The organism is Streptomyces sp. CA-278952, from assembly GCF_028747205.1.
Classification (GTDB): Bacteria; Actinomycetota; Actinomycetes; order Streptomycetales; family Streptomycetaceae; genus Streptomyces.
The window spans coordinates 2,730,261-2,754,357 of sequence record NZ_CP112880.1 but is presented as its reverse complement, the minus strand read 5'-3'; the positions used below and the strand labels follow the sequence as shown (position 1 = coordinate 2,754,357).

The 24,097-nt window shown below is 71.2% G+C and carries 23 protein-coding genes; 20 read left to right on the top strand and 3 right to left on the bottom strand.

Features of this window, described 5'->3' with window-relative positions; all coding sequences use genetic code 11:
- Positions 1 to 96: 96 nt before the first annotated feature.
- The gene (locus tag N7925_RS11940; protein ID WP_274343844.1) at positions 97 to 1,416 is read left to right on the top strand and encodes an Nramp family divalent metal transporter; all 1,320 of its coding nucleotides are present in this window, start codon (positions 97 to 99) and stop codon (positions 1,414 to 1,416) included.
- Positions 1,417 to 1,610: 194 nt separating this feature from the next.
- Here the strand turns inward: N7925_RS11940 and N7925_RS11935 are convergent, their stop codons facing one another.
- The gene (locus tag N7925_RS11935) at positions 1,611 to 3,341 is read right to left on the bottom strand and encodes a chitinase (RefSeq protein WP_322784786.1); all 1,731 of its coding nucleotides are present in this window, start codon (positions 3,339 to 3,341) and stop codon (positions 1,611 to 1,613) included.
- 731 nt (positions 3,342 to 4,072) lie between these two features.
- Between N7925_RS11935 and N7925_RS11930 the strand changes: the two genes are divergently transcribed.
- The 16 genes from N7925_RS11930 (at position 4,073) to N7925_RS11855 (ending at position 19,497) form a co-directional block, all read left to right on the top strand.
- Positions 4,073 to 4,939: a hypothetical protein gene (locus tag N7925_RS11930; protein ID WP_274343843.1), complete on the top strand. Its 867-nt coding sequence runs from the start codon at positions 4,073 to 4,075 to the stop codon at positions 4,937 to 4,939.
- A 310-nt stretch (positions 4,940 to 5,249) separates the two neighbouring features.
- The gene (gene cpaB / locus N7925_RS11925) at positions 5,250 to 5,957 is read left to right on the top strand and encodes a Flp pilus assembly protein CpaB (RefSeq protein WP_265599633.1); all 708 of its coding nucleotides are present in this window, start codon (positions 5,250 to 5,252) and stop codon (positions 5,955 to 5,957) included.
- 7 nt (positions 5,958 to 5,964) lie between these two features.
- Positions 5,965 to 7,278 (top strand): AAA family ATPase, encoded by a 1,314-nt coding sequence (locus N7925_RS11920; RefSeq protein WP_265599632.1) that lies wholly within the window; start codon positions 5,965 to 5,967, stop codon positions 7,276 to 7,278.
- Between the two features lie 189 nt (positions 7,279 to 7,467).
- Entirely contained in the window at positions 7,468 to 7,809 is a 342-nt protein-coding gene (locus tag N7925_RS36165) for a septum formation initiator (RefSeq protein WP_416222981.1), read from the top strand.
- Positions 7,806 to 8,213, top strand: coding sequence for a TadE/TadG family type IV pilus assembly protein (locus N7925_RS11910; protein WP_265599630.1), 408 nt, complete (start codon positions 7,806 to 7,808; stop codon positions 8,211 to 8,213). The genes N7925_RS36165 and N7925_RS11910 overlap by 4 nt, the downstream gene beginning before the upstream one ends.
- Before the next feature lie 98 nt (positions 8,214 to 8,311).
- Positions 8,312 to 9,649: a CpaF family protein gene (locus N7925_RS11905; RefSeq protein ID WP_265599629.1), complete on the top strand. Its 1,338-nt coding sequence runs from the start codon at positions 8,312 to 8,314 to the stop codon at positions 9,647 to 9,649.
- A 10-nt stretch (positions 9,650 to 9,659) separates the two neighbouring features.
- A complete protein-coding gene (locus tag N7925_RS11900) occupies positions 9,660 to 10,604 on the top strand; it encodes a type II secretion system F family protein (RefSeq protein WP_265599628.1) in 945 nt (314 codons plus the stop codon).
- A gap of 21 nt (positions 10,605 to 10,625) precedes the next feature.
- Positions 10,626 to 11,513 (top strand): DUF5936 domain-containing protein, encoded by an 888-nt coding sequence (locus N7925_RS11895; RefSeq protein ID WP_265599627.1) that lies wholly within the window; start codon positions 10,626 to 10,628, stop codon positions 11,511 to 11,513.
- 133 nt (positions 11,514 to 11,646) lie between these two features.
- The gene (locus N7925_RS11890) at positions 11,647 to 13,083 is read left to right on the top strand and encodes a sensor histidine kinase (RefSeq protein ID WP_265599626.1); all 1,437 of its coding nucleotides are present in this window, start codon (positions 11,647 to 11,649) and stop codon (positions 13,081 to 13,083) included.
- A gap of 14 nt (positions 13,084 to 13,097) precedes the next feature.
- A complete protein-coding gene (locus tag N7925_RS11885; protein ID WP_265599625.1) occupies positions 13,098 to 14,132 on the top strand; it encodes a response regulator transcription factor in 1,035 nt (344 codons plus the stop codon).
- A 204-nt stretch (positions 14,133 to 14,336) separates the two neighbouring features.
- Positions 14,337 to 14,567 (top strand): hypothetical protein, encoded by a 231-nt coding sequence (locus N7925_RS11880; RefSeq protein WP_097866639.1) that lies wholly within the window; start codon positions 14,337 to 14,339, stop codon positions 14,565 to 14,567.
- Positions 14,567 to 15,175, top strand: a complete 609-nt coding sequence (locus tag N7925_RS11875) for a pilus assembly protein TadG-related protein (RefSeq protein ID WP_265599624.1) — start codon at positions 14,567 to 14,569, stop codon at positions 15,173 to 15,175. Before N7925_RS11880 ends, N7925_RS11875 begins: the two co-directional genes overlap by 1 nt.
- 29 nt (positions 15,176 to 15,204) lie before the next feature.
- A complete protein-coding gene (locus tag N7925_RS11870; protein ID WP_274343841.1) occupies positions 15,205 to 15,825 on the top strand; it encodes a hypothetical protein in 621 nt (206 codons plus the stop codon).
- Between the two features lie 29 nt (positions 15,826 to 15,854).
- Positions 15,855 to 16,475, top strand: a complete 621-nt coding sequence (locus N7925_RS11865; RefSeq protein WP_274346439.1) for an OmpA family protein — start codon at positions 15,855 to 15,857, stop codon at positions 16,473 to 16,475.
- A gap of 345 nt (positions 16,476 to 16,820) precedes the next feature.
- Positions 16,821 to 18,407 (top strand): hypothetical protein, encoded by a 1,587-nt coding sequence (locus tag N7925_RS11860; RefSeq protein WP_274343840.1) that lies wholly within the window; start codon positions 16,821 to 16,823, stop codon positions 18,405 to 18,407.
- A 169-nt stretch (positions 18,408 to 18,576) separates the two neighbouring features.
- A complete protein-coding gene (locus N7925_RS11855; protein ID WP_265599621.1) occupies positions 18,577 to 19,497 on the top strand; it encodes an aldo/keto reductase in 921 nt (306 codons plus the stop codon).
- A 54-nt stretch (positions 19,498 to 19,551) separates the two neighbouring features.
- Here the strand turns inward: N7925_RS11855 and N7925_RS11850 are convergent, their stop codons facing one another.
- Positions 19,552 to 20,277: a haloacid dehalogenase type II gene (locus tag N7925_RS11850; protein WP_274343839.1), complete on the bottom strand. Its 726-nt coding sequence runs from the start codon at positions 20,275 to 20,277 to the stop codon at positions 19,552 to 19,554.
- 298 nt (positions 20,278 to 20,575) lie between these two features.
- On the opposite strand from N7925_RS11850, the gene N7925_RS11845 reads away from it, so the two are divergent.
- Positions 20,576 to 21,169 carry a hypothetical protein gene (locus tag N7925_RS11845; RefSeq protein WP_274343838.1) on the top strand — a complete coding sequence of 198 codons (594 nt, stop codon included), beginning with the start codon at positions 20,576 to 20,578 and terminating at the stop codon, positions 21,167 to 21,169.
- A gap of 87 nt (positions 21,170 to 21,256) precedes the next feature.
- Positions 21,257 to 22,456, top strand: coding sequence for a hypothetical protein (locus N7925_RS11840; protein WP_274343837.1), 1,200 nt, complete (start codon positions 21,257 to 21,259; stop codon positions 22,454 to 22,456).
- A 29-nt stretch (positions 22,457 to 22,485) separates the two neighbouring features.
- Here the strand turns inward: N7925_RS11840 and N7925_RS11835 are convergent, their stop codons facing one another.
- Entirely contained in the window at positions 22,486 to 22,890 is a 405-nt protein-coding gene (locus N7925_RS11835) for a DUF192 domain-containing protein (RefSeq protein ID WP_265599617.1), read from the bottom strand.
- Between the two features lie 104 nt (positions 22,891 to 22,994).
- Between N7925_RS11835 and N7925_RS11830 the strand changes: the two genes are divergently transcribed.
- The gene (locus N7925_RS11830; RefSeq protein WP_274343836.1) at positions 22,995 to 24,020 is read left to right on the top strand and encodes a prepilin peptidase; all 1,026 of its coding nucleotides are present in this window, start codon (positions 22,995 to 22,997) and stop codon (positions 24,018 to 24,020) included.
- Positions 24,021 to 24,097: the final 77 nt, after the last annotated feature.

The window sequence follows — 24,097 nt, the reverse complement described above, 5'->3', positions numbered from 1 at the left end:
CGAACCGGCACACACGGGGTCGTTCCCCCTCCCCGTGTGTGCCGGTTCCGTGCGCGCCCCTTGTGCTGTCCCGCCGATTACGCTTCCTTGATCGGCATGGCGGAGACAAGCGCAACCACAGGGACAGGGGAGCCGGCCTCCCGACCACGTAAGTCCAGCTGGAAGTACATCGGCCCCGGCATCGTCGTCGCGGCGACCGGGGTCGGGGCCGGCGACCTGGTCGCGACGCTGATCGCGGGCAGCAAGTTCGGATACACCCTGATGTGGGCGGCGGTGATCGGCTGCGTCGTCAAGATCTCGCTCGCCGAGGCGGCCGGCCGCTGGCATCTGGCGACCGGCCGGACGCTCTTCGACGGCTGGCGCAGCCTGGGCCCCTGGACCACGGTGTACTTCGCGGTCTACGTCGTGCTCTGGGGCTTCATCTACGGGGCGACGGCCATGTCCTCCAGCGCCCTGCCCATCGTGGCACTGTTCCCCGACGGTCCCGGGCTGAAGTTCTGGGCGATCGTCACCGGGCTGATCGGGCTGGCCTTCGTCTGGTTCAACCGGTACGCCGTCTTCGAGAAGGTCATGACGGTCCTGATCGGCATCATGTTCGTGGTGGTCGTCTACGTGGCCGCCCGCGTCGTGCCGGACGTCGGGGCCTCCTTCGCCGGGCTGCTGCCCGTGCTCCCGGACGGCTCGCTCCTCTACACCCTCGGGCTGATCGGCGGCGTCGGCGGCACGATCACCATGGCCGCGTACGGGTACTGGGTCAACGCCAAGGGCTGGAGCAACTCCTCCTGGATGAAGGTGATGCGGCTCGACAACCGGGTCGCCTACATCACCACCGGGGTCTTCGTCGTGGCGATGCTCATCGTCGGCGCCGAGCTGCTGCACGCCTCGCAGGTCGCCCTCACCTCCGGCGACCGCGGGCTGATCGACCTGGGCAAGGTGCTGGAGGACCGTTTCGGCGCGGGCACCGCCAAGCTCTTCCTGGTGGGCTTCTTCGCCACGTCGTTCTCGTCGCTGATCGGCGTCTGGCACGGGGTCAGCCTGATGTTCGCCGACTTCGTGGAGCGGTTCCGGGCTTCGGCGGTCGGTGCGGCGGAGACCGAGGGGCACGAGGGGCACGAGGGTCCGGGTGTCGCGGAGCGTCGGCAGCGGTCGCTGCCGTTCCGCGCGTACCTCCTGTGGCTGACCTTCCCGCCGATGACCCTGCTCTGGCTGGACGAGCCCTTCGGTCTGGTCATCGCCTACGGGGTGCTCGGCGCGTTCTTCATGCCGTTCCTCGCACTGACCCTGCTCTGGCTGCTCAACTCCTCCCGTACGCCCGGGGAATGGCGCAATGGATGGCTCAGCAACGGGATGCTCGCCCTGTCCGGGCTGCTGTTCGTCGTGCTGTGCGTCCAGCAGGTGCGCGAACTGCCCTGGTGATCCCGGGCCCTGGTGATCCCGGGCCCTGGTGATCCCGGGCCCTGGTGATCCCGGGCCCTGGTGACCCCGGGCCCTGGCGACCCCGTGACCGGTGACCCGGTGGCCTGGCCCTGGTGACCGGGTGGTCGCCGACGTAACGCCGCAGCGCCGCCGGGGGAGCGGCGGCGCTGCGGGTTCCGGGTGGTGCGGTGTCGCTACGGCAGGCTGCGGACGTGCGGTCCGACCGCCTTCGACCAGGCGAACCCGGCCGTCGCGTCCCAGTTCGTCGACCAGGTCATCGCACCGCGCAGCGACGGGTAGGTCTTGGACGGCTTGAACGAGCCGCAGTTGGTGCCCTTGGTGAGGCAGTCCAGCGCCGCGTTCACGATCGACGGGGAGACGTAGCCGCTGCCCGCGCCGCGGGTGGAGGCGGGGACGCCGATGCCGACCTGGGACGGGTCGAGACCGCCCTCCAGCTGGATGCAGGCGAGCGCGGTGAGGAAGTCCACCGAGCCCTGCGAGTAGACCTTGCCGTCGCAGCCGAGCATCGAACCGCTGTTGTAGTACTGCATGTTGACGACGGTCAGGATGTCCTTGACGTTGAGCGCCGTCTTGAAGTACTCACCCGACGTCGACTGCATGTCGAGGGTCTGCGGGGCCATCGTGAGGACCAGCCCGGGGCCCGCCTTTGCCGACAGCTGGCGCAGCGCCTTCGTCATGTAGGTGGCGTTGAGGCCGTTCTCCAGGTCGATGTCGACCCCGTTGAAGCCGTAGTCCTGCATCAGTGCGTACACCGAGTTGGCGAACGCGGTGGCGGAGGCGTCGCTGTCGACGCGGACCGTGCCCAGCTCGCCGCCGATCGAGATGATGACGTTCTTGCCGGCCGTCTGCTTGGCCTTGATGTCCGAACGGAACTGGGCGTCGGTGTAGCCGTTCAGCCCGGCGGTGTCCAGGTTGAAGGTGACCGCGCCCTGGGTCGCCGTGGCGTCCGCGAAGGAGACCGCGATGATGTCGTAGTCGGCCGGGACGTCGCTGAGCTTCTGGACGGCCGCGCCGTTGTTGAAGTTCTGCCAGTAGCCGGTCACCGCGTGCTTGGGCACGGAGGGCCCGGGGCCGGGGCCCGTACCCTCCTTGGCCGTACGGGCGCTGACGGCGGCCGACTTGACCGACTCACCGGCTGCGTTGGTGGCGCTCACCGAGAACTGGTAGGCGGTGTCAGCGGTGAGCCCCGTGACGGTCGCCGAGGTTCCGGTGGAGGTGGTGGCCTGCACACCGTCCCGGTACACCTTGTAGCCCGTGGCGCCGGAGACCGCGTTCCAGGTCAGGGCGACGGAGGACTTGGTCGTGGCACCTGCCGCGAGGCCCCCGGGAGCCGCCGGGATGACCGGGCCGGGCTCCTCGCCGCCACCGCCGTCGGGGCCGGTCACCTCGAAGTCGTCGGCGAGGTAGGCGGCCTGCCCGTACCAGCCGTGGGTGTAGACGGTCACCGAGGTGGTGTTCGCGCCGGTCTTGAAGCTGGTGGACAGCTTGGTCCAGGTGGCGGAGCCCGGCGTCCAGGTGGAGACGTCGGTGGTTCCGGTGCCGCTCACGCCGAGGTAGGCGTAGCCGCCCTGCACCCAGGAGGAGAGCGCGTACGTCGAGTTGGGCTTCACCTTGACGGCCTGCGAACACTTGGCGTTGTCCTGGCCGGCCGGGGTGGCCTTCAGCGCCGACGTACCCCCGTGCACGGGGGAGGAGACGACGGTGCCGCTGTTCCCGGCGCAGGTCCAGTTGGCGAGGCCCGACTCGAAGCCCGCGTTCTTGGCGTTGTTGACGTCGGCGGCCTGGGCGGTGCTGACGAGTCCCGTGACGGTCAGGGCCGCGGCGGCGATGACGGCCATGGTGCCGCCGAGGACGGGACGGGAGCGACGACGCCTTCTGCGACTGCTGCCTGCGGAGCGTTCCACTGGTTCCTCCGTGGGGAGTTGGTGGCCTGGCGGGGGTCGTGCAGGAGTGCCGGACGGACGACGGGCGGCCGGGGCTGCACGGGGTGGGCCGGGCGGGTAGCGGGGATGTCGTACGGCGGTGGTGCAGGGGGTATTGAACCGGGGACGTTGAACACGGGGTGTCCGGCCGGGGGCGGTGGCCACCGCTTGGCGCATAAAACTGGTCCAGACCAATCAAGTTGTCAAGACCTCTGGCGGTAAAACGCCTTGAGCGAACGTGGGTGCGAGGTCGCGCCGCGGGGCGCCCGAGGCTCCGGCAGGGTGCCGGGGCGGTTCCCGGCGGGGTTCTCTCCGCCGGGAACCGCCCCCGCGACCGCACATCGCCCCCCGCACGGGTGATCTTGTGGGAGATCTTCCGGCGGTCACGGAAACGCCCTTACGAAAACGAGGCCGACGCCTCGGAATCCAGGCTGACGTGCGCGAATGGATACCTGATCGAGAACCGGACACAGGCTTCGGTAACGCTCCGCAATGACAGCGGAGTTGGACGGAATCGATTTCGTCCCGTTTAGCACCCGGGCCCCGTAGGAACGGTGTTCGTATGATGCCGTACTGGTCTCCGATAACTGTTCTCTGCCTGGTGAGACGTGGCTAAAGTGCTGGGTCAGGAGCACGGAGCAGGAGCGATTGCGGCCGACGTCCCCACGTCGACCGGAGCCGAAACGGGGAAGAGCGTGCCGACCGCAATAGCAGTGACGAGCGCAGACCTGGTGCTGCCGCCCACCGACCAGCAGACGCCGACCGCCGCTCTGCTCCAGGCCCCCGAGGCCCAGGCGCTGGAGCTGGCGATCGGCGACATGCACCTGCTCCTGGAACAGCACGGGTATGTGATCGCCCTCTATCCCTCGGGCATCCGGCCCGAGCACGAGCGTCGCCTCCACTCCATCCGCTCGGTGCTGGAGAGCGACCGGATCGCCCTGGTCAAGGTGGACCTCCCGCCCCTCGGCCTCGCCGTACTGGTGCGCCAGCTCCGACAGTTGTCCATCTGCGACTTCAGCCCCGGGGTGGTCGCCTCCGCCGCCCGGCTGCTCTCGCACTACATCTACGCGGGTGCACTCCTCAACTCCGTCGCCCGGCTCGACCGGGTCCCGGTCAGCCTCAAGAGCCACGCCACGTCCTGGGTCCCCGGATCCCAGTTCGCCGTGCTCGCCGGTCCCGAGTCGCAGTTGGTGAAGGTGGGCCCGACCGTCGAACCGCCGACGGGACCGGATTTTGGTACGCATCTTCTGGTCGCCAAAGGGAATCTGCAGTCGGACTGGGTACGGGAGACCCTCGCGCCCGCCTGGAAGGTCCAGGCCATTCACGATGCCACGGTCCCGTCCGACTCACCGCGCTGGTGGGGCACGGGAAAGCTGGTGGAGTTCGCCGCCCATCTCCCGGACCTCGCCGTGCTCTACCAGTTGGTCTCCTCCGTGCGTCGGGAAAAGTGCCACTGGTGTGCCATGGAACTCATCGGCGACCGCTGCGCATTCTGTTCCGCTCCTCTCGCGGCTTCGGAGAACCGCGCGCTCCCCACCGGTGTCCTCCACCACGGGGCCGGCGAATCACCGGGCCCCTAGCGAGACCGCTCCTCCCCGCAGGACCCGCTCCTCCCGGTTCCTGCCCGCACTGCCCGTACCCGTTGTACCGCCCGTACTGCCCGTACTGCCCGTACGAGACCGCCCCCGCTCCGATCGGCCCGCAGCAGCGCTCCACCGCAGATGTAAGCGCGTAACCGCCCCACTTCCACCGTTCCACCGCTCCACAGCGCCACCGCAGATGTATGCGCGTAACCGCTGCACCGCGCAGCACCGCACAGCACAGCACCGCACCGCTCTCTCTGTCCGCAGTCCGTCCCACGCATCCGATTCGAACGAGGTTGTCCGGACCATGAACTCCCGCCAGCGCCGCGGCGTGATACTCCTGCTCCTGTCGGTCCTGTGTGCCTTCGCGGCCTTCGCCGGCGTGCTCTCGGTGATCAGCGACGTCAACTCGAAGGTCGGGCCCGAGGTGACGGCGTACCAGCTGAAGACCAACGTGGCTCCGTACACAGCCCTGAACAGCGGCCAGTTCGAGAAGATCAAGATGCCCAAACGCTGGCTCTCGGAGAACGCCGTGACCGACCTGCGGGAGGTCGAATCGAAGATCGCGGTCACCGAGCTCCGCGAAGGCTCCCTGCTCCAGTCGGACATGATGGTCCGCAAGCCCGAACTCCGCGCCGGTGAGCAGGAGATCGCCATCATGATCGACGCATCGACCGGCGTCGCGGGCAAGATCACACCGGGCGCGACGGTCAACATCTACGCCACGTTCGCCGGTGAGGAGCAGGGCGACGCGGCCCAGTCCAAGGTCATCGTCTCCAACGCCAAGGTGCTGGACGTCGGCGAGCTGACCGCCCTGGACCCCAGCGCGGACGACCGGGGTACCCGGGCGACCGAGGCCGTGCCGATCACCTTCGCCCTGAACACGCTGGACACCCAGCGCGTCGCCTACGCCGAGTCCTTCGCGGAGCACGTGCGTCTCGCGCTCGTCGCCCCGGGCAGCGACGGCACCATCCGTCCGGGGGACCGCACCTACACGCTCGACAAGGACAAGTGAGGATGGGATGACCACCAGAATCCTCCCCGCCGTCGGTGACCTCGACGCGGCCCGATCCGTCACCACCCTGCTCAGCCAGCTGCCCGACGCCGAACCGGCGACCCCGGTCGGCGACTCCACCCAGCTCATCGACACGCTGGCCCGCCTCGCGGGCGAGGCGATCGACGAGCTGCCCGAGGTGGTGCTGGTCCACGAGCGGATCGGCCCGGTGCCGGCTCTGGAGCTGATCCGGGAGGTGTCGATGAGGTTCCCGTCCGTCGGCGTCGTCATGATCACCGCGGACGCCAGCCCCAGCCTCTTCGCCGACGCGATGGACTCCGGGGCGCGCGGCCTGGTCACCCTGCCGCTGAGCTACGAGGAACTGGCCAACCGCGTCCAGGCGGCCGCCCAGTGGTCCTCCGGCGTCCGACGCCACCTCACCTCCGCGAACGACGTCTTCACCGGCCCCGGCGGCACGGTGGTCACGGTCACCGGCGCGAAGGGCGGCGTCGGCGCGACCGTCACCGCCATCCAGCTCGCCCTGGCCGCCCAGGCGTCCGGCAACACGGTGGCGCTGGTGGACATGGATCTCCAGACCGGGGACATCGCCTCGTTCCTCGACGTCCAGTTCCGCCGCTCCCTGGTCGACCTCGCCCTGATCACCGACATCTCGCCCCGGGTGCTGTCGGACGCGGTGTTCTCCCACTCCACCGGCCTCGCCCTGCTCCTCGCCCCCGGCGAGGGCGAACGCGGCGAGGAGGTCAGCGACCGCTCGGCCCGCCAGATCGTCAGCGCGCTCCGTACCCGCTACGAGATCGTCGTCATCGACTGCGGCGGCCAGATGAACGGGGCCAACGCCGCGGCCATCGAGATGGCGGACGTGGCCCTGCTGGTCACGACCCCGGACGTGATCGCGGTGCGCGGCGCGAAACGCATCGTACGGATGTGGGAACGGCTCCAGATCCGCAAGGCCGAGGAGACGGTCACCCTCGTCAACCGCTTCACCCGCAACACGGAGATCCAGCCGCAGCTGATCCAGAAGATCACCGGGACCCGGGTCGCCTCGGCGGCGATTCCCGCGAACTTCAAGGAGCTCCAGGCGTCCATCGACTCCGGACGCCTGCACGAACTGGACGCCAAGAGCACGGTCAAGCAGGCGCTCTGGGGCCTGGCCGGAGAGCTGGGCATCGTCAAGGAGAGCGCGACGGCGAAGAAGAGCGGCAGCGCCCTGGTCAAGCGGAACAGCGGCGCTCCGAAGAACGACCGGGGCTCGATCGGACGCCCGCGCCGCCGGCGCGACGGCTCCGGCCGCGGACTCGGAGACTCCGAGGGGACACGTTGAGCGATGACCACCACAAGGACGGCACGAAGCGGCATACGGGGGCGGATCGCCGTCCTACGTGACCGCCGGAACGGGAACGGGAACGGGAAGCGGACCGGCGACGGGGCCGGGAACGGGACCGGGAACGGGGCCGGGGCCGGGACCGGGCACCGGACCCGAAGGCGGGACTGGGACCGCGGACAGACCGCGATCGAGTTCCTGGGCATGACCCCCTTCATCATCCTGATCATGCTCGTGCTCTGGGAGTGCGCCCTGATCGGCTACACATTCAGCCTCGCGGGCAACGCGGCCGACGTGGGCGCGCGCAAGGGCAGCGGGGCGGAGTACGGGGCGAGGGCGGCGTGCCGGGAAGGCGCGATGAAGGACCTCCCCGACGCCTGGGCCGACGAGGCGTCGGTGCGGTGCGGCGGCGGCAGCGGCCTGTACGAGGCCACGGTGAAACTGAAGGTCCCGGTGCTGGTGCCGGGCCTGTTCGACCTCGACACCGAGATCACCGGCAAGGCCGGATCCCCGAGGGAGGATCAGCGATGACGACGCATCCGTACAGCGGGCGCGCCCGTTTCGCGCGCGCGAGGGGCGACCGGGGCCAGGTCGCCATGGAGTACCTCGGCTTCCTCCCCCTGCTGCTCCTCGTCGCGATGGCGGCCATCCAGCTGGGCCTGGCCGCGTACGCCGCCAACCAGGCGGGTACGGCCGCACGCGCCGGAGCCCGTACGGAAGCCAGCGTGGACGCCCGGGGCAGCGGTCGGTCCAACGCCCGCGACGCCGTGAGCGACTGGGTGGAGGAGGGCGGATTCCGCTACCGCAGGAGCGGCGGCCAGGACATCACGGTCACAGTCCGGGTCAAGGTGCCCTCCGTGGTGCCCGGACTGGACGACTGGTGGGCCGAGCGGAGCACGACCATGCCCAACGAGAAGTCCCGGACCGGTTTCTGACCTCCCACCCCCACCCCCACCTACGGCCCTGACCGGGGCCGGACCGACCGCACCTGCCGGACCAGCACCGTCCGTGAACACCGAGGAGAGTTACGCCGATGAGCCTGCGGGCACGCATGACCGCTCCTGAGGAACAGGCCGGGGCACGGGAGGACGGCCACCTGGTGGCCACCTACCGGGCCAAGCTGCTGGAGGAGATCGACCTCGCGGAGATGTCCTCGCTGGCCGCCGCCGACCGGCGGGCCCGGCTGGAGCGCGTCCTCGGCCACATCATCAGCCGCGAGGGCCCGGTCCTCTCCACCGTCGAGCGCTCGCAGCTGATCCGCCGCGTCGTCGACGAGGCGCTCGGACTCGGCATCCTGGAACCGCTCCTGGAAGACGCGTCCATCACCGAGATCATGGTCAACGGCCCCGACCAGATCTTCGTCGAGCGCAACGGCAAGGTCGAACAGCTCCCCATGCGCTTCGGTTCCCACGAACAGCTGATGCAGACCATCGAGCGGATCGTGTCGACCGTCAACCGCCGGGTCGACGAGTCCAACCCGATGGTCGACGCCCGCCTGCCCAGCGGTGAACGTGTCAACGTGATCATCCCGCCGCTCTCGCTGACCGGTGCGACGCTCACCATCCGGCGGTTCCCGCGCTCCTTCACGCTCCAGGAGATGATCGGCTTCGGCTCGCTGGACGAACAGATGCTGGTCCTGCTCGCCGGACTGGTGCAGGCCAAGCTCAACATCATCGTCTCGGGAGCCACCGGCACCGGCAAGACGACCCTCCTCAACGCGCTGTCCGGGCTGATCCCGAACATCGAGCGCATCGTCACGATCGAGGACTCCGCCGAGCTCCAGCTCCAGCAGAGCCACGTGATCCGGCTGGAGACCCGCCCGGCGAACGTCGAGGGCAAGGGCCAGATCACCATCCGCGACCTGGTCCGCAACTCGCTGCGTATGCGCCCCGACCGCATCGTCGTCGGTGAGGTCCGAGGCGGCGAGTCCCTCGACATGCTCCAGGCGATGTCCACCGGTCACGACGGTTCGCTGGCCACCGTGCACGCCAACAGCGCCGAGGACGCGCTGATGCGTCTCCAGACCCTCGCCTCGATGTCGGAGGTCGAGATCCCCTTCGAGGCACTGCACGACCAGATCAACAGCGCCGTCGACGTGATCGTCCAGCTCACCCGGCACGCCGACGGCACCAGGAAGATCACCGAGATCGCCGTCCTCGACTCGCACGGCCGCGACCCGTACCGCATCGTCACGGTCGCACGGTTCAACGCCCAGCCGATGGCCCCCGACGGCCGCATCTACGGCGACTTCCAGTACCTCCCGCTGCCCCGGAAGCTCGCCGAGCGCCTCTACCTGGCCAGTCAGCCCATCCCGCAGGCGTTCGGCGTCGCCCAGTCCGCCGAACAGCTCGCCACCCGAGAGGCCAACTAGGTACCGAGCCATGGACAACGTCAACCTCCCCCTGGTCACCGTCGGCGTCACGCTGCTGGCCTGCGTCCTCGGCGTGATCGGCCTGCACGCCTACTCCGGCGGCAAGGCCGACCGCGACGCCCTCGTCGACCGGCTCTCCCACGTCGGGCAGATCCCGGAGACGGGCCGCCGCCGCCGCTTCAAGGGTTTCGACCGCAGACTGCGCGCCACCGCGCTCGGCCGGAGACTGGAGCTGAAGCTCGCGGCGACCGGCATGGACATCACACCCGGCGAGTTCTTCGTCTACGCGCTCGTCGCGATGGCGGGGCTCTGGATGATCGCCTCCTCCCTGCTCGCCGCGTTCTTCGGCCCGGTCGCCGCCCTGATCGGTCTCTGGGGCACCAACGCGTTCCTCAACTGGCAGCGGGTCAAGCGCACCGAGCGCTTCATCAACCAGCTCCCCGAGCTCTCCCGGATCCTCGCCAACGCGACCCAGGCGGGCCTGGCCCTGCGTACCTCCCTGTCGATGGCGGCCGAGGAACTGGAGGACCCGGCCGGCGAGGAGCTGGCCCGGGTCGCCAGGCGGCTGGCCGTCGGCGAGCCCCTGGAGGACGCGCTCAGCGAGCTGACCGACCGCCTGCCGTCCCGCGAACTCGTCGTTCTCGTCACCACGCTGGTTCTCTCCAACCGGGCCGGCGGTACGGTCGTCAGCTCGCTGCGCAACCTCACCGAGACCCTGGAGGAGCGCAAGGAGACCCGCCGCGAGGTCAAGACCCAGCTCTCCCAGGTCACCGTGACCGCGTACGCGGTACCCCTCTTCGGAATCGGGGCGATGCTGCTGATGAACGCGGTCATGCCCGGGGCGCTGGACCGCATGACGGGGGCGTTCTTCGGCCAGGTGGCGGTGGTCGTGGCCATCGCTCTGTACGCCATCGGCTTCATGGTTATCCGCCGCCTGTCCCGTATCGACGTCTGACGAGCTGGGAGAAGAACCGCCATGGACCTGCTGCTAGCCCTGGTCGTCGGCCTCGCCGTCTACGGGGCCATCCACGGCATCCGGATGTACCGGGCCGACGCCAAACTCCCCAGCGATTTGGCCGTCGCCCTGGAGTCCGGGGCCTCCCGCACCAGTGCGGTCGGCTCCGGCATCGACCGCCTCGGCATCCGCTGGGCCCCCTTGGTGCTGCGGATGATGGGCCCCAAGGCCGTCAACAAGAAGCGCCGCCAGATCGACCTGGCGGGCAACCCCGGCGGCCTCACCCTCGACCGTTACGCGGCCCGCCGCGCGGTCTACGGAGCGCTGGGCCTCCTCGGCGCGTTCTCGATGCTCCTGCGCGGCCAGTTGTTCCTGGCCCTGCTGATGGTCGCCTTCGGCCTGTTCTGGGTGGAGGCCGGGATCTGGTCGGCGATCCGAGTGCGCCGTGAGCACATCGAGCGGACCCTGCCGGACTTCCTCGACGTGCTGGCCGTCGTCGTCTCCGCCGGGCTGGGCTTCCGGCAGGCGCTGGACCGGGTCGCGGAGAAGTACGAAGGCCCCTGGTCGGACGAGCTGCGCATCACCCTCCGGCAGATGGACATGGGCGTCAGCCGCCGCCAGGCCTTCGAGGAACTGCGCAGACGCAACGACTCCGAACAGGTCGCCATGTTCGTCACGACGCTCCAGCAGGGCGAGGAGCTGGGCGCGCCGATCGTCGAGACGCTCATTCAGATCGCCAACGACATGCGCCGCACCGACGCCCAGAACGCCCGCCGCAAGGCGGCCAGGGCGATCCCGAAGGCCACGTTCGCGGTGACCACGTTCCTCCTTCCCGGCACTCTCGTTCTTCTCACTGTCGGATTCGTCTACGGAGCCAACGTCGACTTCTCGTTCCTCACGGGGGGCTGACATGAACGACGGGCGGGATGGGGACGGAACTCCTACGTTCCGGAACGCCCGCTGAAGCCGGAGGCCGGACTTACGGAGCACGAGTGATCCGGTGCACGAGTGATGCGGGGCACGAGACGGAGGTGACAGGCACATGGCATACCAACTCAGCAACGCCCAGCCCGGACTGGCCGCCGAGCTGGCCCGCGCCCACGCCGGCACCCCGGCCCGCCCGGCCTTCGCCATCCAGGTCAACGCGCTGCAGGCGATGTGCCGCCAGGTCTTCGGCTTCCGCCTGGCGATGATCGCCATAGCGACCCCGTACGCCATCAGCCGCACCGCCCCGGGCCTGCCCACCTGGTTCGTCGGTTCGGCGATCCTGGTCACCTTCATGGGCTCGTACCTGCTGTTCCGGGACTGGGAGCGGTTCGGCCCGGTGCTCCTGCGCCACCCCTGGCTCCTGGCTGTCGACGTGTCCTTCGGCGCACTGCTGCTGATCACGGCGACCCCCGAGTCGACCCTCGCGTACGTCACCGTCTGCACCCCGCTGCTGGCCGGCCTGGTCCAGGGCTGGCGCGGTGCGGCGGTCTTCGCGGCGCTCCAGGTGGTCATCGTCTTCGGCGTGTACGCGAGCGTCCCGAAGCTGGAGCCGGGCGGGGCGCCGGCCCTGCTCCTGCCCGGTTTCTGCGTGATCGCCGGGGCGGTCGGTGTCACCCTGCGCAATCTCCTCCTGCGCTTTGGGACAGCCACCCAGGCGCTCACCGAGACCCGGGCGCGGCTGGCGGTGAACGAGGCGGTGGAGGGCGAGCGCACCCGCCTGGCCCGGGAGATGCACGACTCGGTCGCCAAGACCCTGCACGGTCTGGCGCTGGCCGCCGACGGGCTGGCGGGCTCGGCCGGCCGCATGGACCCGCCCACCGTGAAGCTCCAGGCGGAACTGGTCGCCCGCGCCGCCCGCCGGGCCGCCGCGGAATCCAGGGAACTGCTCACCGACCTGCGCCGGGAGCAGGGCCTGGAGGGCGGCGTCGACCTGGTCGCGGAACTGGCGGCCCAGGCCCAAGACTTCACCGACCGCCACCCGGTCACGGCCACCTTCCGCCGCCTCGCCGAGGAGACCCCGGTCCCGCCCGTGCCGCAGGCGGTCGCCCGGCAACTCCTCACCGTTGCCTCCGAGGCACTGGAGAACGCCCACCGCCATGCCGGCCCCTCGTATCTGATCGTCCTCGCCGGCGTGAAGGGCGACATGCTTCGCATCAGCGTGTACGACGACGGGCGCGGCCTCCCCGCCGGAACGACGCTCGACACCCTCCGCAGGGCCGGCCACTTCGGCCTCGTCGGCATGGTGGAGCGGGCCGCCTCCATCGGGGCCCGCATCCGGATCGGCCGAGGGAACGCGGAGAAGGGCACGGAGGTGCGGGTGGAGCTCCCCCTGGCGGCGCTGACGAGCCCGGCCGCCGGGGAGAACACCCCGTCGGCCTCCCTGCCCACCCCGGCGCAGTCGCCCGCCCCACCGCCCGCGTCTTCGCCACCGCCCTCGCCGTCGTTTGTGCCCGAGAGCGTCTCGACCCCCCGCCCGTCACAACGACCCTGAGAGGAGGTCGCAGCATGCCGGACGATGTCTCCACTGCGCCGAACCACGGCGGGGCGGCGGCTCACCACCCCGCCCCCCAGCACACGTCGTCGTACATCCCACTCACCCCGGCCCCCGGCCCCGCCGGAGAGCCCGGACACCAGCACACTGCGATCCAGCACCCGGCCGCGCCGACTTCGTACCCCGCGTTCGGAGGGCCCACGGCATCCCCCTTCCCGCAGGCGCCTGCAGCTCCCGAGTCAGCCCGGCTCCGGGTGGTGATCGCGGACGACAACCCGGTGGTCCGGGCGGGACTGGGCGTCCTGCTCTCCGGCCGGGCCGACATCCAGGTCGTGGCAGAGGCGGAGGACGGCCGCGAGGCCTACGAGAAGACGTTCCAGCACCGCCCCGACGTGGTCCTGCTCGACGTCCGGATGCCCGGCGTGGACGGCATCTCGGCTCTGCCTCACCTGGTCGGCATCGCGCCCGTGCTGATGCTGACGTACAGCCGCGAGAGCGAGATCGTCCACGAGGCGCTGCGCCTGGGCGCGGGCGGCTATCTGGTGCACGGCGAGTTCACGGCGGACCAACTCGTGCGGGCGGTACGCGACACGAAGGACGGCCGCGCGAACTTCACCGCCACAGCGGCCGACGCCCTGCTGGCCCACATGCGCACGGGATCGTCCCCGCCCCGGGGCGCCCTGCCCGAGGGGCTTGGACCGGCGCTGACGGCAGCGCCCGTACCCGTGCACGCACCTCCACGCCCCCTCGAAACTTCGGGAAGTCTTTCGCAACTGCAACCTTCTGTGGGACAGTCTTCTCTGTCCGGGGGGTCGGCGCTCGCCCCCAATAGGCAACAGTACAAGCTGAGTTCGCGGGAGGTGGAGGTCATGGACCTGATTGCGTCCGGAATGAGTAATCAGCAGATCGCCGCCACCTGCTTCATCAGTGAGAAGACGGTCAAGAACCACATCAACCGCATCTTCACGAAGCTCCACAGCACCACCCGCAGCGAGGCGATCGCCCACTGGCTCGGCACCGCGTCCCGGACCTCCGGGGGGCAGCCATGACCGAGCGATCGCGCAACGAGGCGAAACTGAACGCCTTTTGGGCCCGGAAATGGGCCCACGGGCCCTCTGGGCGAGCGATAATTCCCCCCTATGTTTCTCGCGTCGCCCACGGTACCGGCCGGGAGGAAGCCGGTACCGAGGACGGCACCGCAAGAACGTGCGAGTCGGCCGGCAATCGGTCGGCCGAACCCGGAGGGGAACACCATGTCGGACATCACACTGAAGACCGTCATCCGCGTCAACGGCTGGGCCAACACCGCCGTCAGCAGCATCCAGAAGCGCTACGCGGCGAAGGACCGAGGTCAGACGGCGTTCGAGTACCTGGGCATCGTCCTGGTAGTCGTGGCGATCATCGGGGCGATCGTGGCGACGGGCATCGGCGGAGCGATCTCGGCGCGTATCCGTGGACTGGTGGATTCCATCACCGCCCAGTGATGACCGGTCGTTCCCACCGCGACGGAGGGCAGGCCTTCCCCATCTACATCATGATGGTGGCGACCCTGCTCTTCCTTGCGTTGGCCTTCTTCGCCGTCGGCAAGGCCTCCGCTCTGCGCAACAGTTCCCAGGGAGCGGCGGACGCCGCCGCACTGGCCGCCGCCCAGAAGGCGCGGGACAATTTCGGGACGGGATTCTACGCCTCGCTCCCCGGCAACACCCTGGACATCTTCCTGGGTGTGTCCTTCGTTCCGCCCTGCGCCGCCGCGGAACGGCTGGCCACCGCCAATGAGGCCGACACGACCCTCTGCGAGCCGGCGTACGGGTACCTGCGCGACCTGATCAAGGTCGAGGTCGAGGGCCGGAAGCCGGTGAACTCGTCGGTGCTCCCCGGTTCGGAGAACACGTTCGCCAAAGCCGAGGCGACCGCCCTGATCGAGTTCCGCTGCCCCAATCCAAAGGCCATCGACGCTAACAGCGACGGAGTCCAGGACCTCTTCATCTTCACGTGCCGAAACGGCGAGATCGTCGAGATCCCGCCCGCCAGCCCTCCACCGTGGGAGAGCGTGAGCAGGACTCTCTTCGACGTGCGTTTGGCCGACCAGTGACAGCGAGCGATGAGTAGAGGAAACGGATCATGAGCATTCGGCACACCACGACGGGCCGGAGGGCGCTGGCGGCTGCCGCCCTGATAGCTGTTTTCGGCCTGGCCCTCACTGGCTGCGGCGACGACGCCAGCAGCGACGAGGCCAAGCAGGGTGGTGAGAACTCTGCGGCACCATCCGCACCGGCCTCTCCTTCCGAGGCCGAGGATGGCGACCAGCAACCGGACACGGCTGTCGGCGAGAACGTGAACCCGAATGCCAAGCTGGCGGAAGTCCGCAGCAGCGGACTCGTCATGACGATCCATCATGTCCAGCGCGATGCGGGTGGCTTTGTCACGCTGCAGGCCTCGATCACGAACGAAGGCACGGAGTCCAGGAACACGACCGCGTGGGCCGGCACGGAGTCGGCGCTTCTCGCGAAGAACCCCAACTCGGTCGCCGGAGCCACGCTTGTCGACAAGATCGGCAAGAAGCGCTACTACATCCTGCGTGACACCGAGAGCCGCTGCCTGTGCACGACCGGCATTCCGCCTCTTCTGGCCGGGAAGACCACTTCTGTGTTCATGCAGTTCCCCGCACCGCCGAGTACGACAACCGAGGTCGACTTCACTCTGCCAACGTTCGCCACCACGTCGGTAAAGATCTCCGGGTGACGGCGGACATGACGCACACACGCACCCGCATGGGGTCGGCCGGGCTGACGGCTGCTTCGTTTCTCGTCGCTGCGAGTCTCACGCTGTTCGGAAGCACCCCCGCCCTGGCCGACGACAACCCCAGCGTCCCTCCCGGCACGGAGGCCCAGTCCGTCCCACCGGTACAGGTGGATCCCAATGACCCCGACTTGAAGATGCCGGACGGGGGCACGCTCGGACCGTCGAAGGTCCTCGACATTGTCCAGGTCGTCGAGGACCTCGGAGGCGAGGAACGCCGCGAGGACAGCAACGCCGACATCAAGTTCGCGCTCCAGGCCGAAGTCCTCTTCGGCAAGGACAGCGCGAAGCTCGGCTCGGCGGCCAATGCGCGTATCGCCGCGATCGCCGCCGAGATCAAGAAGCAGAACGCGACCAAGGTCCGCGTCTTCGGCTTCACCGACGACCTCGGCTCCTCGGCCCACGGCGACGTCCTGTCCAAGCAGCGCGCCGACGCCGTGCACGGGGTCCTGTCGAAGGAGCTCGGCGCCACGATCACGTACGAGATCCGGGGCTACGGCGAGCAGTACCCGATCGCCAGCAACAGCAACGAAGAGGGCCGCAAGAAGAACCGCCGCGTGGAGGTCTCCTTCCCGCGCGGCGCGGGGTCCTGACCTCCTCCGCACCCCACGGGAGACGGCCCGGCCCGGCACGCGACGACCATCGTGTGCCGGGCCGTTCGTCGTCACGGCGGACGGCCCGGCCGGAGGTCCGTCAGGGCCGTAAACCGGCCACATTCTCTCCGAGCCCGTCACCCGAACGGCGGACCGTCGTTTGCGTTGTGGATCAAACACATCCCCTACGGACAAGAACACGGTGGGCCCGTTGTGCGGCCGGGCCGTAATCAGGACCGGCGGCAGGTGCGGCGGGATGGGACACGCCGTGCGCCACGGACACATGGGCCAGCGGGGGTGCCGGGTGCCGGGGTGCCGGACGAAACAGGCGTCGAGGAGGGTGTGATGGGTGTGGAGGCCCACGCGACGAACGAGCGGGTGACGGGACGCACATGGACGGTGCGGCTGGACCCTGTCGGCCGCGGCCGGGCGGACGTACGCGTTTCGTGCAGCCGTCCGGCCTGCGCCGCGCAGGTGCTGCCCTCCGCGGCCGTCGGCCGTACGGCGGCGGTCGAGCACCTCAAGGCCCACCTGCGCGCGGACCCGGCCCCCCGCCCGTCGGCGTACTGCGCCTGCCGGGCCACGGAATGCCACACCCACATCCGCCCCGCCGGACCGCGTGAGCGCCCCGCGCCCTGGAGGTGCGGCGGCGCGGTCGTCCTGGCCGTCGTCACGGACCGGGAAGGGCGCTGGTGGCAGGTGATGGAGTGCTGCTCGCGCTGCGCCGCCGCGCATCCCACCGCGAAGATCGCCGCCACCGCCCCGGCCCCCGACCGGACGGCCCCTGCCGGCGCCTCCCGGGCTGCGGCGGTCCCCGCGCCGGCGGTGTCGGCCGTCGGCCCCCACTTCTCGCACACCGCTTCCGGGGCTTTCGGGGCTTCCGGGGCAGTTGCCCCGCACGAGGTGCCGGCTCCCCGGTCCGAGAGGCCCCCACGGCCCCCGAGGCCGGCGCGGCAGCGCGCCCGGCGGGGGAGGATCGCGCAGCGTTTCGTCCCGCACGACCTGCGGCCCATCACGCTGCGGGACGAACTCACCGAACTCGGCGAGCTCTTCCGCGCCTACCAGCAGCGCGCCGAACCCGACCTCGCGATGCTCGCCGACCTCCACGCCCGCAAGGCGAAGGCCTTCAGCGCCTGGGCCGAAGTCACCGCCGACACCGGACTGCGCCTCGACGCCCAGCGAGCCGAACAGGCCGCCGCCACCGCCCGTCTCCAGCATCTGCACCGCATCGGGGAGGCCCCGGAAGGCGAAGAACCGGCTGTGGCCCGGCTGCTGACCGCGCCCGCCCAGTGGGATCACGCACGGGCCGTCCTCGCCCACGTGGCCGACGACGCGCCCCTGCCGGGGTCGGAGGCCCGCCTGCTGGTGGTGATGCTGACGCTGCGTACCGCGCAGTCCGGTACCGGCAACCTCGTCGGGCAGGACCTCAAGGGGCTGCCCCTGACGGAACCCGAGGACCTGGTGGAGCAACTGCTGGAGTGCGGCTGGCTGAAAATCGCCGGTACGGTCGAGGAGCTGATCGCCTCCCGCCCGGAGAACCCCACCCGCATCGACGTGCCTTCCCTGACGCCCGACGAGAGCGACCCGGGCCCGTTCACCTTCGGCAGGAAGATGCGCCCCAAGCTCAGCGGCTGGGCCCAGCGAGTCGTCGGCGAGAAGAAGCTCCGCAAGGCCAAGACCACGGCCGACGCCCGCCTGCTCGCCCTGGCCCTGGCCACCGGCGTCACGGCCGACGGCCGACTGGGGCCCGAGGGCGAGGGCCTCGGCGTGGAAGCCCTCTCCTCCTGGTGCGCCATCGCCCCCGGCGACCTTCGGGAGCTGGTGGACCGGCTGACCGCGGCGGACTGGCTGACAGAGGCGGTCGCCACCGACACCGTCCTCACCGGCCGGCTGACCGAACGCGTCCTCCCACTCACCTGCCCGTTGGTCTGAGAGCGGAAGCAGCCCACGGCTTCGCCCCCTGCGCCGGCCCCGGCCTCTCCTCCGGCGCGGACGCCGCGACGCCCGCCGGGCCCTCCGGCCCCGGGGCGACTTCCAAGGCGGCGTTCCGCGCTCCGCTGAACCATCGCCGGCGCCACCCACTCCCGGAGATCATCCAGGCATGACATCAGAGACGATCACCGCCGCCGCTTCGGGCACCTGGACCCTGGGCGACCTCGTGGTCAACCGGATCGGGCTCGGGACGATGCGGTTGCCGCAGCAGGGCGAAGCGTTCGACGTCGACGCGGTGCCGGGCGACCGGAACCGTGCGCTACAGGTGCTGCGCCGAGCCCGCGAACTCGGCGTGAACCACCTCGACACCGCCGCGTTCTACTTCTCGCGACTCCGCTCCGCCAACGAGCTGATCAACAGCGCGCTCGCCCCGTACCCCGACGACCTGGTCATCACCACCAAGGTCGGACCGTGCCGCGACTCCTCGGGCGAGTGGCAGACCCACGCCACGCCGGGACAGCTGCGCGGGCAGGTGGAGGAGAACCTCCGGCAGCTCGGCCGCGACCACCTCGACGTGGTGAACCTGCGCATCGTGGGCGCCGATTCGATCGCCGAACGGTTCGGTGCCCTGGCAGAACTGCGCGAAGCTGGCCTGATCCGTCACCTCGGCCTTTCCAACGTCGGCCCCGCACAGCTCGCCGAAGCGCGCGCCATCGCCCCGGTGGTCTGCGTGCAGAACATGTACGGGCTCGGGTCCCCGCCGGACCAGGACGCGTTCCTGCGAGCCTGCGGCGAGCAGGGGATCGCCTTCGTGCCCTTCTACTCCATCGCGGGCGCCGGGCGCGACGCGGGCGCCTCTCCGGACGCCGCCGACGACGACACGCTGCTCACCGTCGCCCGCACGCACGGCGCGAGCACGGCGCAGATCCGGCTGGCCTGGGCGCTCCACCGCGGACCCCACGTGCTCGCCATCCCCGGCACCGGCAACCCGGACCACCTGGCCGCCAACGTGGCCGCCGGAGCCCTGCGGCTGTCCGACGACGAACTGACCGCCCTGGAAGCCCTCCACCGCAACGGAGGCACTGGCTGACCGGCACTGCCTGACCGACCCTGATCGACGGGCCCCGCACCCCCCGGGACGTCCTTACGACACCCCCAGTTGTCCCGCCAGATCCGCCAGACCCTCCGCGTACAGGTCGAACCGGTCCGCGGAGGTGGGCGGGTCGCCGACCGGGCGGGCCACATAGGCCGTGCGCAGGCCCAGCGCCTGCGCGCCGCGCAGGTCCCAGGAGTGGGCGGCGACCATCAGCAGGCGTTCCGGCGGCGCCCCGGCGACGGTGACGGCCAGCCGGTAGACCGCCGGGTCCGGCTTGTAGGCGCGGGCGTCCTCGGCGGACAGCGCCTGGTGCCAGCGCAGTCCGGCGTGGGCGTTCAGCTCCAGCAGCGCCGTCCGGCTCGCGTTGGAGAGGCCGATGAGCGGGAAGCGCCCGCCGATCCGGGCGAGCCCCGCCACGGTGTCGGGCCACGGCGGGAGGCGGCGGGCCGCCCGGGCGAGCGCCTCCACCGCTGCCGGATCCTCGACCCCGGCGGCCTCCGCGACGAGCCCGGCGGCCTCCCGGTCGAGGAGATCGCTGGGCAGGTAGGGCCGGTCGCCGTAGAGGACGCGGCGCTGCTCCCGCTCGATGTGCCGCTGCCACAGCAGCAGGAGCCGCTCGGTCCCGGCGGCGTCCGGGGCGTCCGGGGCGTCCGGGGTGCCGGGGGTGCCGGGGGACGGGTCGAGCGCACGGATGCCGGCGCGGAGTCCGGCAGGTTCGTCGACGAGCGTGCCGAGTACGTCGAACACGACGGCGTCGATCTTCAGCTCTGCCATGGTGAGGGTCTCCTCCAAGGTGGGCGTCGGTCCGAACAACACCACAAGCCCCGCATCACATGCCCTGGTGAAGGTGAAGGTGCAGGTGGAGGTGGAGGTGGAGGTGGAGGTGGAGGTGGCGTGGGGTGCCGGGTCGTGCCGGCCGTTCCGCTTGGGGCCGCCGGTGGGCCCGTGGGCCCACGCCGCCACGGCCGCGGCTCGGTACGCTCGGATGTGACGGTGGTCGCCGACCACGACGCCGCGAAGAATCGCGATGGAAGAACCGCGATGGAAGAACCGCGATGGGGGTGGGGCGTCGATGGATGCCGGATTCTTCTACTCGTACCACCTGGGCTGGACCCCGCTGGACGCCCGGACGCTGCTGGGCGACCTGGAGGCCGAGGGGCTCCGCCCGACGCACCCGGTCTCCGGCCGCACTGTGCTCGTCAGTCTCGACTCCGCGTCCCTGGGCGCCCGTTCGCCCGTCACCCGCGAGCAGTTGCTGTCGATCGCCGGACTCCAGCGGCTCCGCGAGGTCGGATTCCGGTTGTGGACCGACGGGGGCCTCGACCTCCTGGTGCGCATCCGGCAGGCCCGGGCCGGTGTCGTCGCCGTGGAGTTCTCCGTGGGGGAGCTGCCCGAGCCGGAGCGGGAACACGCCGTGAGTGCCATCCGGCGGACCGTCGGACGGGCCTCCGTGCTCTGCATCGGCTTCGTCGTCGACCGGAGCGGGGCGACGGCCGCCACCGACTGGGACGGCGTCGTCATCGAGGGCGACGCGCACCTCCACTCCTGGCCGGACGCCGTCGCCGTACGGGACGAGACGGCCGCCCGCCACCCGCAGCTGGCCGTCATGGACGGGGTGGAGATGTCGCCGTGGAAGGTGTACGGGAACGAGGTGCTCGGCGTCTGAGCCGGGCCGCCGCGCACCCCCGGACGCTCCCCGGGCCCCGGCCCCCGGTGCGGAGGGATGCCCGCCGCCGACGTCATAATCGGCCGTATGTCCGATCACCAGCTCCGCGCCCGGCCGCCCGCCGGTCCGGCCCCGGGCCCCCGCACCCCCGGGTCCCGGGCCGCCGCCGCGCTCCGGGCCGCCGCGCCCGCGCTCGCGGTCTACGCCGCCGCCCGGGCCCTGGGGCTCCTGGCCTTCTGGGCAGCCGCGTCCGCCGCCGGCAAGGACCCCCTGGGGCCGCTCAGCGGACGCTGGGACTCCGTCTGGTACCAGCGCATCGCCGAGAACGGCTACCGCTACACCGTCACCCTCCCGGACGGCTCCGTCCACTCCGACCTGGCGTTCTTCCCCCTGCTCCCGGCCCTGGAGCGATCCATCTCCGAGGTGGCCCCGCTCACCCTCGGCGGCGCCGGACTCCTGGTCGCCTGGACGGCCGGGCTGCTCGCCGCCTGGGGCATCTACGCCGTCGGCGCTCAGCTGCGCGGACGGCGTACGGGGGTGGTGCTGGCCGCCCTCTGGGGGGTGTACCCGACGGCGTTCGTCCAGTCGATGGCGTACACCGAGACCCTGTTCACCGCGCTCGCCGCCTGGGCGCTGTATGCCGTCCTCACGGGCCGCTGGATCGTGGCGGGCGCGCTCTGCGTCCTGGCGGGGCTCACCCGGCCCACGGCGGCGGCGCTCATCGCGGCGCTGGCGATCACCGCGGCCGTCACCCTCGTACGGGAGTACCGCGACGAGCGCCGCGCCGGCCCGGTGCTGCGCCGCAACGCCCGGATGATCGCGGGCGTGGCGCTCGCACCGCTGGGCTGGCTGGCGTACGTGGTGTTCGTGGCCGTCCGCGAGGGCAGCCCGTTCGCCTACTTCGACGTCCAGGCGCAGTGGGGCAACAACATCGACGGCGGCCGCGCGCTCGCCGCCTTCATCGCCGGCCTCCCGTGGCCCGCCGCCCTCGGCCTCTGCGCGGCGCTCGGGCTGCTGGGGTGGCTGGTGGTGCTGTGCGTACGGCAGCGGCAGCCGCTCCCGGTGCTCGTCTACGCCCTCACGATCGTCGTCATCTCGCTGATCGGCGCCGGGTACTTCGGCTCCCGGCCGCGCCTGATGATGCCCGCGTTCCCCCTGCTGCTCCCGCCCGCCGTCGCCCTGCTGCGGCTGCGCACGACCGGGCGTACGGCCGCCGTCCTCGCCGTCCTGGCCTGCGCGTCCGCCGCCTACGGGGCCTGGACCCTGCTGGGCGCGGGCCCGCCGTAGCCCGCTCCCACCGGCGTCGCGCCGCGTTCTCAGGCTCCAGAACCTGACGCCCCGGGCGCCCCGGAGGCGGGGGCCGTCGCCCGCAGCTCCACCCGTACGCCCGGCCGCACCCCCCACCGCTCCATCGCCCCGGCCTCCGCCTCCACCACGTGCCGGGCCCGGGGCCGGGGCAGCCCGAGGCGGCCGGGCTTCATCGTGCGGACGGCCAGGACCGTGAACCTCCGGTCCAGGTACGCCACATCGATGGGGAACCGCATCCGGAAGGTGTGCACACTCCCGCACGGGGTGAGCATCATCGCCCCCTCGATCCCGTCCCGCCCGAGCAGCCCTTTGCTACGGGCCCGGTACGAGGCCGCTATCCGCAGCGGCACCTCCCGGGCCCCGGAGTCCGTGCCGACCGTGAGCGTCCCGTCGCCATCGCGCCATGTCCTCATGGGCACCGACCGTAGCCCCCGGCGGACCCGCCCGGGTCCGATACGGCCGCGCTTGGGCCCCCGGACCCAAGACCCCTGTTACCACGGCCCATTAGGGTCGTTCCGTGGACGCCGTGCTGCTCGCCCTCGCCGCGGTCTGGGGTGCCGTCACCGGACTGCTGATCCCGCGTGCCGCGTACCGGTTCGCCGTCGAGCCGGAGGAGCCCTGGCGTACGGCGTGCCCCGCCGGGCATCCACTCACCGGCCCGGTCCGCGGCTGGCTGGGACCGGCCCGGTGCGCGCCCTGCGCCGCCGCCCCGGGTACGCCGGGCGCGCCCGGGGCCCACACCGGCACGGGCCCCGAGAGCGGCCTGCCGAGCAACGACCGACCGGGCACCGGACCCGGGGCGGCCTCCGCCGAGGCGGGCCGCGACATCGGGCCCCCCGCCTCCGGTGAGGCGGGCCGCAGCACGGGGACCTCCGCCTCCGCCGAGGCGGGCGGCGGCACGGGGGCCTCCGGGCCCACCGAGGCGGGCCGCGACACCGGAACCTCCGTTCCCGCCGAGGCGGGCCGCGACACGCAAGCCCCCACTCCCGCCGCGTCCGCCGCGTACGCCCCCGGTGTCCTCGCCCCCCTGGTCACCGTGGCCGCCTGCGTCGCGCTCGCCGCCGCCACCGGGGGCAGGCCCGAGCTCGTCGGATGGCTGGCGCTGACCCCCGTCGCCGTGCTCCTCGCCGTCGTCGACCGGCGGGTCCACCGGCTGCCCGACCCGCTGACCCTGCCCCTGGCGGCCGCGGCCGTCCTGCTGCTCGGCGGCGCCGCACTGCTTCCCGGGCACGCAGGCTCCTGGACCTCCGGCCTGCTGGGCGGTCCGGCCCTCGGCGGCTTCTACTTCCTGCTCTTCCTGATCAACCCGAACGGGATGGGCTTCGGCGATGTGAAGCTCGCCCTCGCCCTGGGCGTGGCCCTCGGCTGGTACGGCTGGACCGTGCTGTTCGTGGGCGGGTTCGCCGGGTTCCTGTTCGGGGCGGCGTACGGACTCGCCCTGGTGCTCCTGCGCCGGGCGGGGCGCAGGACCGGCATCCCGTTCGGCCCGTTCATGATCGGCGGGGCGCTGACCGGCCTGCTGCTGGGAGCCCTGGCCGGGTGAGAACGGCCCGCCTCGTGCGGGCGCCCGCACGGGCGCGGAATCCGTTCGCGTGCTCCGGGGCCGCCTGACACGATTCC

Excerpts from the sequence above, each read along its gene's own strand:
- N7925_RS11920 (WP_265599632.1), top strand. The coding sequence starts at position 5,965 with ATGACCACCAGAATCCTCCCCGCCGTCGGTGACCTCGACGCGGCCCGA.
- N7925_RS11940 (WP_274343844.1), top strand. The coding sequence starts at position 97 with ATGGCGGAGACAAGCGCAACCACAGGGACAGGGGAGCCGGCCTCCCGA.
- N7925_RS11890 (WP_265599626.1), top strand. The coding sequence starts at position 11,647 with ATGGCATACCAACTCAGCAACGCCCAGCCCGGACTGGCCGCCGAGCTG.
- N7925_RS11880 (WP_097866639.1), top strand. The coding sequence starts at position 14,337 with ATGTCGGACATCACACTGAAGACCGTCATCCGCGTCAACGGCTGGGCC.
- N7925_RS11875 (WP_265599624.1), top strand. The coding sequence starts at position 14,567 with ATGACCGGTCGTTCCCACCGCGACGGAGGGCAGGCCTTCCCCATCTAC.
- N7925_RS11865 (WP_274346439.1), top strand. The coding sequence starts at position 15,855 with ATGGGGTCGGCCGGGCTGACGGCTGCTTCGTTTCTCGTCGCTGCGAGT.
- cpaB (WP_265599633.1), top strand. The coding sequence starts at position 5,250 with ATGAACTCCCGCCAGCGCCGCGGCGTGATACTCCTGCTCCTGTCGGTC.
- N7925_RS11885 (WP_265599625.1), top strand. The coding sequence starts at position 13,098 with ATGCCGGACGATGTCTCCACTGCGCCGAACCACGGCGGGGCGGCGGCT.
- N7925_RS11840 (WP_274343837.1), top strand. The coding sequence starts at position 21,257 with ATGTCCGATCACCAGCTCCGCGCCCGGCCGCCCGCCGGTCCGGCCCCG.
- N7925_RS11870 (WP_274343841.1), top strand. The coding sequence starts at position 15,205 with ATGAGCATTCGGCACACCACGACGGGCCGGAGGGCGCTGGCGGCTGCC.
- N7925_RS11905 (WP_265599629.1), top strand. The coding sequence starts at position 8,312 with ATGAGCCTGCGGGCACGCATGACCGCTCCTGAGGAACAGGCCGGGGCA.
- N7925_RS11835 (WP_265599617.1), bottom strand. The coding sequence starts at position 22,890 with ATGAGGACATGGCGCGATGGCGACGGGACGCTCACGGTCGGCACGGAC.
- N7925_RS11895 (WP_265599627.1), top strand. The coding sequence starts at position 10,626 with ATGGACCTGCTGCTAGCCCTGGTCGTCGGCCTCGCCGTCTACGGGGCC.
- N7925_RS11910 (WP_265599630.1), top strand. The coding sequence starts at position 7,806 with ATGACGACGCATCCGTACAGCGGGCGCGCCCGTTTCGCGCGCGCGAGG.
- N7925_RS11850 (WP_274343839.1), bottom strand. The coding sequence starts at position 20,277 with ATGGCAGAGCTGAAGATCGACGCCGTCGTGTTCGACGTACTCGGCACG.
- N7925_RS11900 (WP_265599628.1), top strand. The coding sequence starts at position 9,660 with ATGGACAACGTCAACCTCCCCCTGGTCACCGTCGGCGTCACGCTGCTG.
- N7925_RS11845 (WP_274343838.1), top strand. The coding sequence starts at position 20,576 with ATGGATGCCGGATTCTTCTACTCGTACCACCTGGGCTGGACCCCGCTG.
- N7925_RS11860 (WP_274343840.1), top strand. The coding sequence starts at position 16,821 with ATGGGTGTGGAGGCCCACGCGACGAACGAGCGGGTGACGGGACGCACA.
- N7925_RS11855 (WP_265599621.1), top strand. The coding sequence starts at position 18,577 with ATGACATCAGAGACGATCACCGCCGCCGCTTCGGGCACCTGGACCCTG.